11 protein-coding genes and 1 pseudogene are annotated in these 13,152 nt (G+C 63.6%); 11 read left to right on the top strand and 1 reads right to left on the bottom strand.

Annotation, left to right across the window (positions count from 1 at the left end):
• Positions 1-63 precede the first annotated feature (63 nt).
• From SINAC_RS36310 to SINAC_RS36260, 11 genes and pseudogenes are all read left to right on the top strand, one after another.
• The gene (locus tag SINAC_RS36310) at positions 64-330 is read left to right on the top strand and encodes a flagellar biosynthetic protein FliQ (protein ID WP_015250521.1); all 267 of its coding nucleotides are present in this window, start codon (positions 64-66) and stop codon (positions 328-330) included.
• 53 nt (positions 331-383) lie between these two features.
• Positions 384-1,142, top strand: a complete 759-nt coding sequence (locus tag SINAC_RS36305; RefSeq protein ID WP_015250520.1) for a flagellar biosynthetic protein FliR — start codon at positions 384-386, stop codon at positions 1,140-1,142.
• 4 nt (positions 1,143-1,146) lie between these two features.
• Positions 1,147-2,187, top strand: a complete 1,041-nt coding sequence (locus tag SINAC_RS36300; protein WP_015250519.1) for an EscU/YscU/HrcU family type III secretion system export apparatus switch protein — start codon at positions 1,147-1,149, stop codon at positions 2,185-2,187.
• A gap of 184 nt (positions 2,188-2,371) precedes the next feature.
• Positions 2,372-3,607 (top strand): hypothetical protein, encoded by a 1,236-nt coding sequence (locus tag SINAC_RS36295; RefSeq protein ID WP_015250518.1) that lies wholly within the window; start codon positions 2,372-2,374, stop codon positions 3,605-3,607.
• A gap of 506 nt (positions 3,608-4,113) precedes the next feature.
• A complete protein-coding gene (locus SINAC_RS36290; RefSeq protein ID WP_015250517.1) occupies positions 4,114-4,365 on the top strand; it encodes a hypothetical protein in 252 nt (83 codons plus the stop codon).
• Positions 4,366-4,973: 608 nt separating this feature from the next.
• Positions 4,974-7,127, top strand: coding sequence for a flagellar biosynthesis protein FlhA (locus SINAC_RS36285; RefSeq protein WP_015250516.1), 2,154 nt, complete (start codon positions 4,974-4,976; stop codon positions 7,125-7,127).
• 131 nt (positions 7,128-7,258) lie between these two features.
• Positions 7,259-8,365: a flagellar biosynthesis protein FlhF gene (locus tag SINAC_RS36280; RefSeq protein ID WP_015250515.1), complete on the top strand. Its 1,107-nt coding sequence runs from the start codon at positions 7,259-7,261 to the stop codon at positions 8,363-8,365.
• A gap of 129 nt (positions 8,366-8,494) precedes the next feature.
• Entirely contained in the window at positions 8,495-9,412 is a 918-nt protein-coding gene (locus tag SINAC_RS36275) for a P-loop NTPase (protein WP_015250514.1), read from the top strand.
• Positions 9,413-9,708: 296 nt separating this feature from the next.
• Complete coding sequence (locus tag SINAC_RS36270) at positions 9,709-10,485, top strand: FliA/WhiG family RNA polymerase sigma factor (protein ID WP_015250513.1); 777 nt, start codon at positions 9,709-9,711, stop codon at positions 10,483-10,485.
• A 120-nt stretch (positions 10,486-10,605) separates the two neighbouring features.
• A pseudogene (locus SINAC_RS42140) lies at positions 10,606-10,858 on the top strand (methyltransferase); the annotation flags it as partial.
• A gap of 67 nt (positions 10,859-10,925) precedes the next feature.
• The gene (locus SINAC_RS36260; RefSeq protein WP_015250512.1) at positions 10,926-11,285 is read left to right on the top strand and encodes a hypothetical protein; all 360 of its coding nucleotides are present in this window, start codon (positions 10,926-10,928) and stop codon (positions 11,283-11,285) included.
• A 1,074-nt stretch (positions 11,286-12,359) separates the two neighbouring features.
• On the opposite strand, the gene SINAC_RS36255 is transcribed toward SINAC_RS36260, so the two are convergent.
• Positions 12,360-12,740, bottom strand: coding sequence for an RNA polymerase sigma factor (locus SINAC_RS36255; protein WP_015250510.1), 381 nt, complete (start codon positions 12,738-12,740; stop codon positions 12,360-12,362).
• Positions 12,741-13,152: the final 412 nt, after the last annotated feature.

Genomic DNA, 13,152 nt, shown 5'->3' with positions numbered 1-13,152 from the left:
TTCTCAATGAGACAGCAAGTTCTGGTGGGTTCTGCCCATCCTCAACAAGAGCGGAGGCCGTCGATGGATCTGTCCCAAGTGATCGACTGGTCGCGCGAGGCGATTCGCCTTTCTCTGCAACTGGGAGGACCGCTCCTCGGAGTCGCCCTGGTGGTCGGCCTGGTGATTGGGATCGGGCAGACGCTCACCCAGTTGCACGAGCCGGTCGTGGGCATGGTGCCTCGCCTGGTGGCGGTGATGCTTGCCTTCCTTTTGATTCTGCCTTGGTTGCTGGGTCGCTGGGTTTCGTTTGAGACGACCTTGATCGAGTCGATTCCCGGCATGCTTTGATCCTGGTTCCACTTGAAACCAAGCCTCTTTATTTCTGGCGGGGCCTTGTGTCGATGACGTCGAGCGACGCGGTCTGGCTTCTGGGACATGGCGGGGTGGTGGTCCTGGTCCTGGCGCGAGTGCTCGGTCTGGCCTGGACTGCTCCGTCCCTGGCGACGTCCGGCCTGGACTGGCGGTTCCGGGTGGGCCTGGCCGTGCTCCTCGGGGGGATCGTCGTTCCGGTGGTGGTCGGCGAGATCACGGCACCAGCTGGCTGGGGCGATCTGGGACGCGTCTGCCTGGCCGAGGCGGCCATTGGGGCAGCGCTCGGATGGTCGGCCGCCCTGATCGTGGCGGGGGCGAGGCAGGCCGGGGAGATCGTCGGGGTGCAATCCGGACTCTCTCCCGCAGCCTTGTTCGACCCCGATGCGGGGGACGAAATGACCCCCTTGGGCCACCTCTATGGGATGCTCGCCCTGGCGACCTTCCTGGCGCTCGATGGTCCGGTCGTGCTGGTCAAGGCGCTGATCGAGAGCTATCAGGTGGTGCCCGCCGGGACCGCGAGCCTCTCGATCGAGACCGTGAACCAGGCGTTCGGCCGGGTGGGGCAGGCGCTGGCCCTGACGCTTCGCGCCGCCGCGCCTCCGGCCCTGGCCCTTTGTTTGGCGGGGATGGCGCTTGGCTTGCTGGGCCGTGCGGCCCCTTCGCTGCAACTCGTGACCCTGTCGTTGCCGATTCGCTCAGCGCTCGGCCTGCTCCTGGTCGGCCTCGGCCTGCTCACCCTGATCTCGACCCTGTCGATGGCCTGGGGCACCTGGCCCGGGGGGGGCTGATACGATGTCGGAAGACCGGACTCAGGAACCCTCGAAACTTCGAAGACAGCAGGCCCGCGAGCGCGGTCAGGTCGCTCATAGCGCCGAGTTGACCGGCTCGGTTGGCCTCCTGGCGGCGGTGGTCATGCTCGGGTTCTGGGGCCATGAGATCACGGCGGCCCTGGTCAAGCTGTTGCGTGAGCCCCTGGTCGGAACGCCGATCATCTCCGCCGACCCCTCCGAGGTCGTTACGCGGCTCCGCCAGCTCGCGGTCGGGGTGATCTGGCCGATTCTGCCTGTCGTGGGCAGCTTCGTGCTGGCGGCGATTGGGGCCCACCAGGCTCAGGTTCAAGGGCTCTGGGCGCCGGGCCTCCTCGCGCCTGACCCGACGCGGCTCTGGACCCTTGGGCAAGGCCAGGGGATCGTCACCCGCGGTGGCCGTGGGGTCTGGTCGTTGCTCAAGGCCGTCACGATCGTGGCCGTGGCTGCCTGGTCGATCCGGCTCGGTTGGTTCGACTTCCAGCAGTTCGGCGCGATGGACGCTCCGGCCCTGGCCCGGGCCGTTGGCGGGACACTCTGGCTCCTGGCGACCTGGCTGGCGGCCGCAACCCTCGTGCTCGGCCTGATCGACTTCGCGCTCCAGTACCGACGATACGAGGATCTCTTGCGAACGACCTCCGAAGAGCACCGCGAGGACCAGCGGACGGCCGAAGGCGACCCCGCCCTGCGCTCGAAGCGGCGGCGGCTCGTGAAAGCCTGGCGCGGCGATTCCCCTGAGCTGCTCGCGGGCGCTTCGCTCATCCTGACCGGTCCCAGCGGCTTGACCCTCGTCCTGGCAGGAGGACCGCCGCCCCGGTCGGTCTCGCTCCGCTCCGCCGTCCAGGGGGCGTCGGGCTTGCACCTACGGCTGGCGGCCGAAGCGGCCAAGCTCCCCCAGGTCGCAGCCCCGGACCTCGCCCGCCGCCTGATCGGCCGCCGCGCCCCCGCACTGCCGCTTCCCGCCGAAGCACTCGCGGAACTGGCCTCGATCTGGCCCGCGGATCGATCGCTGAACAGGCCGGCATAGAGTCTGTCCCAGAAGGCGAATCCTATCGGTATTTTTCGATAATCTTTCGGGTGCCACGGGTTCCGTACTTGTCACGCGACATGGAGTTGGGCCAGGAAATCGCGACATGAAGTTTGGCCGCAGGCCGGGACAGGTTTACAGTAGGAGCTCTCCCCTTGGTCTCGTCATCCCTGGAGAACGGCCCATGCCTCGCCCTGTGCCCCTGCCTGTGCGTCAGGCGATCTGGAATCGCTTCCGGGACGGCCAGGATGTTCTGACCATCGCCGAGGGCCTCGGTGTCCCGCCACGTACCGTGCGGCGACTATTCAGCCGCTTCCGGTCCGCGCGTCAAGACCCCCTGGCCCCTTCCTACGACCGTTGCGGGACGGCAACACCGAAGCCCACGGAACCCCTCGTGCATGCCGTGTTGGAACTCCGCCGCGAGCACCCGACTTGGGGGGCGGGATTGATCCGCGTGATGCTGCGCCGCCGGCTTCCCGGCGAACCGCTCCCGGCCACTCGGACCTTGCAACGGTGGCTTCTGCGGGCTGATCTCGCTCCCGCCCCGCCGGGGCGGCGACCTTCAAGCGTGAGTCGCCGGGCCGCTCGGCCTCATGAGGTCTGGCAAATGGACGCGGCCGAACTGGTGCCACTCCGGACCGGCCGACAAGTCTGCTGGCTACGGATCGTCGACGAGTGCAGTGGCGCGGTCCTGTGGACCGAGGTTTTCCCCCCCAGCCCGCTGGAGCCAAGTGCCGCCCGCGTCGACTCAGACCCAACTTCGCTTGGCTTTCACCCGCTGGGGCCGGCCCGAGCGACTTCGGGTCGACAACGGGACGCCGTGGGGCGCGGCGCGGGGCGATCTTCCCACCGACCTGGGGCTGTGTGGCTGGCCGGGTTGGCGGTCGGCCTGGACTACAACCCTCCGGCGACCCCTCAGGACAACGGGGTCGTCGAGCGATCGCAGGGGACGGCCAAGCGGTGGGGCGAGCCGCACACCTGCGACACCCTGGAAGATTTGCGGCAACGGCTGGAGATGATGGACGAGATCCAACGTGGCGAATATCCAAGCGTGAGAGGCCGGAGCCGGCAGGAAGCGTATCCGGAGTTGGCTCACTCCGGTCGCGACTTCAGCCCGGGCTGGGAGGAGAGCCACTGGAGTCTGGACGCGGTCGCGGGGTATCTGACCGGTTACGCGGGGCGACGGAAAGTGGGTGTCTCCGGGGCGATCTCGGTGTACAACCGCGACCTTTACATCGGAGTTATTCATGAGAAGGAGACCGTATATTTGTCATATAATCCTTTGTCTAACGAATGGGTGGTCGCGGACGATGAGGGGCGGCAGCTGAGCCGGCAGACGGCGTCCGAGATCTGCCGGGAGCGAATCATGACGTTGACGGTGACATGCAAACAACCGAACAAACGAACAGGAGACAAGTGATCAGGATGCGGCCAAACTTCATGTCGCGATTTCCTGGCCCAACTCCATGTCGCGTGACATACTCGGACCCCGTGCGGGAATTCCTTGGCCGGGGCGCACGGGGTCCGAGTACGGAACCCGTGGCACCCCAGCGTCCTTCCTTTCCCGGTGAAGCCTGACCTCCGAGACAGACACTGAGTCAAGAGTTCTTGATGCGACTGAAAACGCATCTTTGCCAGTGGCTCAGCCATTCCCAATAGGGGGCAATCCAGGCGGGAAAACGACCAAATGGACTGTTCGCGGGATAAGGTCAAAGTCAGAGCATTCGAGCATGATCTACGCTATTGCAGGAGATTCCGCGAACATTCACGCGAATTGTGTCGAATGAATGTGCAGGGAGATGTTCTTTGAGGCGGGGATCCGGTATCTCTTTTGTCTGAACCCGCATACCGGTGACCCTTGGCTTATTTAAGATAATCCCCTGAGATCTCGTTCCGACTCAACGAGCCGATGGGAGGAACTGACCCATGGCAATGGTGTCAACCCCGCGCGAACGCCGAACGTCCCCAGACCGGTTTGCAAGGTGGGACGACTACGAGCGATACCGAGATCGCGCCATCGACCTTTTGATGGTGTTCACGGTCGTCGGCTTGGCCGTGGCTCTCTATTGGAGGCCCGGCGATTCGAGCGCTCTGAGGCAGGATGAATGGCTTGTCCTGGCTGCCTCCGGACTGGTCCTCTTTCTCTCTCGCCTGCGAAGATCGATCCTTTTTAAGTAGAGCCTCGGGGCCGTGCCAGCGGACCCGAACTCGAACTCGGATGGATTGCATCGAACCCCGCCTTCCCCAATCAAGGGGCGTCCGCATTCGGGGTGTCTCCATTTCTGGGGCCAGGACGATTGTCCTGGCCCCGTTTTGTGTCATCATCTCCCTCCCCCCCCCTTGGGACCGCGAGCGACCCGCCCGCATCTTTTTTTAATAAGCAAATTGCAGATGAGCGCCCACCGTTCCAAGGAGCCGTTCACGTGCGCTCCCGTCCGCCCCTCTTGCAAGTCCATTCCTTCCGAAGATAACAGGGAATTTACGCTCTTTACTCACCTTTCTCGTCGTTCGCGAAACGAGAGTCAGGGGGCGGGGCTGATACGCTCCGCTCGCCCCCTTTCGGTCTGGACACTCCGACCGATCGGGGGTATCGTCCCGCCACACGTCTGAGGTTCATCACCCGATGGCTGCCGGATCGGAAAACTAAGTGCGATCGGCTCGGGATTGCGGGAAAAACGCAAGCATAAAAAAAGTGGGGACCGGTCGAGCAGGGACGCTCGCCATCTCCGCGATTTCGCTGGCCTTGGTTCTGGTCGTTCACCCTTTAACGTCGTGGAGGGGAAGGGATGCCTCCCACATCAACATCGAGAGTCGACGCGACGGGGTGGTCTCGCCTCACCGACGTGATCATGCCGGTCACGATCGTGGGCGCGATCCTCGTTTTCGTGGTTCCAGTGCCGCCGATGGTGCTCGACCTGCTGCTCGCGGCGAACCTGACGCTTGCGGTGCTCGTGCTCCTGACGACGCTCTCGATCCGGACTCCGCAGGAATTCAGCGTCTTCCCGACCCTGCTGTTGACCACGACTCTGACCCGCCTCGTTCTGAACGTTGCGACGACCCGGTTGATCCTCACCAAAGGGGGGACGGACGGTCTCGACGCGGCGGGGGGTGTGATCCGCGAGTTCGGTGAGTTCGTCGCCAGGGACCAGGTGATGGTGGGAGCGATTATCTTCGGCATCCTGGTCGTCATTCAGTTCGTCGTGATTACCAAGGGGGCCACCCGGATCAGTGAGGTGGCCGCCCGGTTCATGCTCGACGGCCTGCCCGGGCGGCAGATGGCGATCGACGCCGACCTGCACGCCGGCTTGATCGACCAGCACGAAGCTCACAGACGCCGGGATACGGTCTACCGCCAGGCGGACTTCTTCGGAGCGATGGACGGTGCCGGCAAGTTCGTCCGGGGTGACGCCGTCGCGGGCGTCATCATCATCGCGATCAACATTGGAGCGGGCCTATTCCTCGGTATGGTCAACCACGGGATGCCCCTGAACGAAGCGATCAACGTCTACACCAAGCTGACGATCGGCGATGGGCTGGTGAGCCAGATCCCCGCGTTCTTGATCTCGCTGGCTGCGGGCTTGATCGTGACCCGGTCTTCGTCGGAGACCGACCTCGGCAAAGATGTGGTTGGGCAACTCTTCGGCCATCGGAGCGTCCTGGCGACCTCGGCGGCCTTCCTTGGCTTGCTGGCCCTGACGCCGTTACCCAAGCTTCCGCTTTTGGCTTTGGCGGGTGCCCTCGGCAGCGGGGCGTTCCTGATGGGCGGTCGGCCCACGGAGGCTACCGAGAGCAACGACGCGGGAACCGACGAACCGACGACGACCGAGGCGGCTCCTTCGGCCGAGCCGGCCACGGACCGGATGGAGGACCTCCTCCATGTCGATCCCTTGGAGTTGGAGATCGGCTATCGGCTGATCGCTCTGGCTGATCCGACGCGCGGCGGGGATTTGCTCGACCGACTTCGCACGGTCCGCCATCGGGTCGCTCGCGACCTCGGCTTGATCGTGCCCCAGGTGCGGATCCGCGATGAGATCGGCCTGGGCCCGCACGAGTATCGGCTCAAGATTCGAGGGACCGTGGTAGGGCAGGGGATCGCCTACGTGGGCCGGCTCTTGGCGGTCCCTCCGGCCGGGTTGGTCGCTCGTCCCGACGGCCGCGACGGCGTGGAGCCGGTCACGGGGCAGCCTGCGGTCTGGATTCATGCCGATGGCCGGGAGGTCGCCGAACTGGCGGGTTGCCGGATCCTCGAAGCGTCGGTGGCCTTGGCCGGACACTTCGGGGAGATTGTACTCGGGCATGCCGACGAGCTGATGACTCGCGAGCAGACTGGCCGGCTTCTGGAACGGGCGAGAGCCACTGCGCCAGCCCTGGTCGACGAGGTGGTGCCGGGCCTGTTGCGGGCTGGCGAGCTCCAACGCGTGCTTCAAAATCTCTTGCGAGAGCGGGTGAGTATCCGCGACCTGGAGACGATCCTCGAGACCGTGGCCGTGCACGCGGGGCGGGTCAAGGACATCGACCTTCTGACCGAGCACGTCCGGTGCGGCCTGGCTCGGCGGATTACCGAACAATACAAGGGGAGCGATGGCCGGCTTCGGGTGGTGGCTCTATCGCGGCTGCTCGACGCCCGACTCGCTGCGGCCGGCGGCCAGCCCGACACGAGACCGGCTTCATTTCTCGGGGCCGAGGCGGCACGTAGCGTTGTCAGGGCCGTCGCCCAGGCTGTGGGACCATTGATCGAGGCGGGGTTGCCGCCCATCGTGTTGGGGTCGGCCGAAGCCAGACCCGTTCTCAAAGACCTCACTCACGCGGATCTGCCCCGGCTCGTTGTCCTGAGCCAGCGCGAGATTCCCCGCGATACGCCCGTGGAGACACTCGGCATCGTGGTCGAAGAGGAACCTGCGGCCGTGGCGTCGATCTCCACGGCCGTTGCAGTCAACTGAATGACCGGCGAAACCAAGAAATGAAGAAATCGAGTAGTTTGGTGATGACGGATGGCTCGTAAATTTATAGCTTAGTCTGACCCTCTCGCTTGTTGCGATGGTCATGGTCACAGCCAGGGGATTGAGTGGGCATGAGCTTAAGAACCTACCGAGCCGGAACGATGAAGGAGGCCCTGGCCCAGGTGCGTCGGGATCTTGGCGGTAGCGCCGTGATCCTGGGTACCCGCGAGGTGCGCCGGCGTCGCCTGTTCGGGCTTGGGTCTCGTGAACTCATCGAGGTCACCGCCTCGAGCGACGCGTCGGCGTCGGTTGCCGTTCCCGAGTCGACCGCCTCGCCGTCGGGGGCGCTCCAGGCCCAGTTCGGCGAGCAGTTGAGCCGGCTCCATGCGATGGTTGAAGACTTGAGCAAGCATGGTCGAATCGATCATCTGCTTCCCGACCTGCCCAGCGAACTTGTGCCGACGTATTCCCAGTTGCTCGAGGCCGAGCTGCCCGAGGTTCTGGCCCGTCGCCTGGTTCGCTACGTGGCCGATCGGCTCGAACCGGAACAAGTTCACCGGCCCGAGATGGTCCGGGATGCGCTCTGCGACGCGGTCGAATCGTGCGTGCCGATCGCCCCTCCGATCGCCGCGGTCTCCGGCACCCGCCGGGTCGTGGCCCTGGTGGGACCGACCGGGGTGGGGAAGACGACGACGGTGGCCAAGCTCGCGGCCAACTTCAAGCTCGCGCACGGCTTCCGGCCCGGCCTGGTCACGGTCGACACCTACCGAATCGCGGCCGTCGAGCAGTTGAGAACTTATGCGGAGATCATCAGTCTTCCTCTGGCCGTGGCCAACGCTCCCGGCGAGATGCGCCGGGCGATCGACGAGCTTGGCGATGTGGATCTCGTCCTGATCGACACGGCGGGCCGGAGCCCTCGCGACGAGGTCAAGATCCGTGAGCTGGCCGACTTTCTGGCCGCCGCGCAGCCCGACGAGGTCCACCTGGTTTTGAGTGCCACCGCGAGCGAGCGCAGCCTTCGCGCGGCCGTTGAGCGATTTGCCTTGGTTCAGGCCGACCGCCTGATCCTGACCAAGCTCGACGAGGCCGACGGACTTGGCGGCGTGCTCTCGGTACTTGGCCAGGCTGACCGCCCCGTCAGCTACCTGACCACCGGCCAGGCGGTTCCCGACGACATCGAGCCGGCGAACCGAACGCGGCTCGCCCGGTTGATCCTGGGACACGAAGCAGTGACATGATCGGAACAACAAGACTTCACTGACAAGAATCATGCGTCGGTTAAGCTCAATTGAAGTGGGTTCGGTCGGTCTTCAGGCTCTTTTTTTGGGTAGGTGTCGTCCACGTTTTCGAGGAATCTTGAGGGATTCATGTCCGATCAAGCTGATGGACTGAGACAGTTAGTCCAGGCGCGGTCGGGGGCGACGGCCCTGGCCGACCCTCCTGAACCTTGTCGGAGCCTCGAGGCGCCGGTGGGGACCCGGTCGCTGGTCTTGACCAGCGGCAAGGGGGGAGTCGGGACGTCGAACCTCGCGCTGAACCTGGCGATCGCGCTGGGGGAATACGGTCGTCGCGTGGTCCTGGTGGACGCTGACCTCGGGTTGGCGAACATCGATCTCCTGTGCGGCCTTGCTCCTTCGAGTGATCTGGGCGACGTGCTTGCCGGGGACTGTTCGCTGGCCGACGCGGTCATGTCGGGGCCGGGCGAGATTCGGATCGTTCCCGGAGCGCACGGGATGCGGACCTTGCTCGACGTCCTCGGTGACGGTCCGGCCCGGCTTGTGGCCGAACTGGCGGAACTCGAGGCGGGGGCTGACTTCCTCCTGGTCGACGCCGGCTCGGGCCTTGGCCCGGGGATCGCGACCCTGGCGGCGGCGGCCGAACAGGTCGTCATTGTCACGACCCCCGAGCCCACCTCGGTGGCCGACGCTCATGCCGTCATCGGCCGGTTCCGCCGCTTGGCGGGGCCGTCGCGACTGCGGACTGTGATCAATCAGGCCGTCTCGGCGGCTGAGGCCCAGGACGTTCAGTCCCGCCTCAGCGCCTCGAGCCGGCAGTTCCTCGGGACGGTGGTGACGGGACTCGGTCACGTCCGGTCCGACCCCCACGTGCCGCAGGCCGTCCGGATGCGCCGGCCGTTCGTGCTCGCTTACCCCGGCTCGATTGCCTCACGAGGAGTTCGTCGCCTGGCCCGCGACCTGATCGAGGAACATCAGCCCAGGAGCCTTCGTCCTGGCTTCTTTTCCGCCTTGGCGGCGCGCTGGGCTTTGAGCCGAGTTGCCCGCTGAGATCGGTTCGTTTCCCCAAAGAGAGGCGACGGGCCGGACCTCCGACCGTGTGGCCGTGCTGATTGTGAAGAAAGTTTCGACGATGACGCTCAAGCTGATTCTGTCGATTGGTCGATAGATTAAGATAGATCCGGTTCCTTGGACCGTGAAGGGTCATGGGGTGGGACGGGTTCTCGAGGTGCTCAATCGAGGACCTTGGCTGTGCTCTCGCGATGCCGCGACCGCAGCCCGGCTCAACGTCTCATTCGATGCACATGGATGTGCCCCCCTTCGCGCAGCCGACATGGAGGTCAAGGATGTCAACCAAGCTGGACGTGGACGTGACGGAACTCTGGCGAGAGTTCAAGGAACAGCCCACCACGCCCTTGCGCAATCGTCTGGTGGAACGGTACTTGCCATTGGTCAAGTACAACGCCGAACGGATCTGGCAGCGCCTTCCCGAAGGGGTCGATCTCGACGACCTCATCTCGGCTGGCGTCTTCGGCCTGATGGACGCGATCGACGCGTTCGACCTGACCCGCGGGGTCAAGTTCGAGACCTACTGCGTCCCTCGAATCCGCGGGGCGATGCTCGACGAGCTGAGGACGATGGACTGGGTCCCCCGCCTCGTCCGTTCCAAGCACACGAAGATGGAAGAGGCCCGCAAGTCGCTCGAGGCCCAGCACGGCCGGCCCCCGACCGATGCCGAACTCGCCGAACGACTCGGCCTGCCTCCCGAAGAGTATGAGAAGATGGCGATGGACGCCAACGCCGTCGGACTCATCAGCCTGAACAAGAAGTGGTACGAGACCGACAGCTACAAGGACGTCCGCGAGATCGACATTCTCGAGGATAAGAAGGGGGAAGACCCCACCCGCCGGCTCCAGCGCAAAGATCTGATGCGCATGGTGACCAAGGGCCTGAACCGCAACGAACGCCTGATTATCATTCTCTACTACTATGAAGAGCTCACGATGAAAGAAATCGGCGCCACGCTCGACCTGAGCGAGTCGCGGGTTTCCCAGATGCACTCTTCGATCATTCAACGGCTCCAGTCGCAGCTCTCAACGCGCCGCCCCGAATTCGGCACCTGAGCGAATCGCTTGCCATCGGGGGCCGCTCGCTCTTTTCGCCCCCCCTTTCTTCTTTCCGGGCCCGTCCCGGCGTCCCCCACGCAAAACGCGGGGGACGCCGGGACGGGCTCCCGCGCCCTTTTCGAAAGGGGCTCGGCGATCTTCATCGACGCCGACAAGCCGAACAATACGGCCTACTTCGACGAGTGGGCGCTGAGACTCTCGCGACGGGGCAGTGATCGACGCCACGAGCGACGATCCGAGCGTCCTGGGGATCCGCCGGTTCAACGAACCGTTGGGGGCCGCGCCGCGTGTGACGGCCACGGTGATTCAGACCGTGGGAAGCAAGGGGTACGATGGATTTGCTCTGGCTTTGGTGACGGCGGATCAATAATCGGACTCGGGCGACGAATAACCCCGAAAGTCCCATGACGCCGGGACGGATATCCGGAGGGGTCAACATGACGACTCACGGCAACGAAGAACAGGGCATGCTCGACCGGTTGGATTCCGCCCTGGTGAGTGCGATCAAGGGGGCGATCTGGTTCCCCCTTGTCTACTTCCCCCGACAACTCCAGAAGTCTTTCCCTCTGGTGATGAGACTTCTGCGAATCGGCCTTTTGCTCGCTCTCTGGGGCGTTCTCGTTTTCGGGCCCTTGATGTTCCTCGATGAGGTCGGCGAACCCGGGATGGCGGTGAGCTTGGCCTGGACTCTGCTTGCGCTCGCCGGTTCCGTCGCGGGCGTGTTGCGGTTCCGAAAACTCACCCGCGCCATGGCTAATACGAAGAAGCCCGAGAGCTTAAAAGAAGCCTTCGTTTGAAGGCCGTTGGCGTCTTGACCGTCCGCATGGATCGGCTGCTGGGCGATGACTTGCACCCATGCGCTGAGTTTATGGGGAATGAGCGGCGCTTATTGCTATGATCGCTCGTTTAACTTGTGGCCGAAGATAATTTGAGTGTAGTTGGCAAAAGACGTGTTGATTCGGAGCGTGAAAATGATGCGGCTGGCTTCAGTCTCGATGGTGGCTCTTGCCATGGCCTTGTTCGCCGTCCCTCCCCGGCGGGGCATTGCCCGGCTGGTGATGGAAATTTATCCTGGCGCTCGGCAGTTGGTGCACGAATTTGGATAAGGAACGCTGTCTGAAAAGGAAGTTTACGACCTGAACTGGTCGTTCGGGTGTCCTATGGAACGCTGACGAAACAACTTCCCAGTCCTAACCACCGGTTCCCACAGAAATCAGGAAGTTGTTTCGCCAGCGTTCCAAGGGGCGACCGTGAAATGCCTCTGGCCCCTTTCGACGGTCGCCCCTTCGGGGCTGCATAATCCTGATGTGTTGAACCGATTCCAGGGGTGAAACCCCTGGAAACAAGAAAAGCTCATGTCAGAATTTTATTGCAGCCCTGAAAGGGCGACCGTGAAATGAGTCTGGCCTCTTTCGACGGTCGCCCCTCGGAACGCTGACGAAACCATTTCCCGAAATCGGACCACCCATCCCCCCAGGAAATGAGGAAGTTGTTTCGTCGGCGTTCCTATCGGCCTTGAGCGACCTCCGTCGAATTCCGATGCGCGCACCAACTGCCGAGCGATTACAAATTTATGGGTCAAGACCCAGTTCGGCAATGTCAGCGGCCCGTTCCCATCGTCTGGGGTCGGGCCGTCGTTGTTTTATCGGCCCCTCGCTTGCCCGCAGTCTTTCTCCCGACCACACACGCGGCACTTCGCTGCAGACAAGGTGTTTTAATTATATTATGTTTGAAAATTTATATTTGATTTGAATGTGCCGTCGCATTGAACGTCCCGCCTGCCTGGTCACACGCAACTCTGCCTCGTGCGTTCCACGGGTGGACGAGCGACCTTTTTCGGTCCAGACGCTGCTGATACTCGCCGTCCGAAATCACCTTGCCTTGTCGCTGAGCCTCTCTAATGCTTCCGTGGCCGCTCGGGTCGGCTGAGCAAGCGGTTCGATAGGCCACCTGGTGGAGCCACGGGGCCAGCGAGTCCCGCACCCAGATCGATCGGGCCTTTGAACCAATACCAGGAACGTCGCCTGGAAGGCGTCCTGTGCGTCGTGGGGGTCGCGGAGCACGCCCCGGCAGACGCGGAGCACCATCGGCTCATGGCGTTCGACGAGGATCTCGAACGCTGACTCCGCGGCGTAGTCCCGGCGAGTCGAGAATCTTTCGAGTAACTGAGTGTCGGTCAGCCCGCCGTCTGCCCCCATGCTGAATAGTGTATTGAGGTGCCGTAGGGCAATGCCTTGTTCCCCCCTCGCCATGGTAACCCTCATGTGTCCCTTGTGTCCGTTGAGCTGAGAATAATGTCTCGGGCGATGTCGGTATGTCCGGATTTCTTGAAAAGATCTCCGGAACGAGTTGCGCGGCCGGGGGAGAATCAATCGCGGCCAATGCACACATCCATTCTGATTTGAGGAAGGTCTTGACTCTCCGTCAGGCGTTACGGGTGGGGAAATCATGGCTTGAGGGCCGACCCTATCCCCCCCTCGACGAGCACCTGATCAGCGTCGGGGTACGCGTTCACGGGCTGAGGGTGACAAGCGTATAGAGTGGTCGAAGCCTTCGTGGCACTGTGCATCCGCTGTGGAATGGGTCGGTGGTCTCGAGAAGTCGGTTCAACTTCTGATGCTATCGCCGTGACGGCTCCGAAAACGTGGACCAGTTGAGCATAGC

Origin of the sequence: Singulisphaera acidiphila DSM 18658, from assembly GCF_000242455.2 — a bacterium.
In the GTDB taxonomy this organism is placed as follows: Bacteria; Planctomycetota; Planctomycetia; order Isosphaerales; family Isosphaeraceae; genus Singulisphaera; species Singulisphaera acidiphila.
This window is presented reverse-complemented; position numbering and strand designations above follow the sequence as displayed.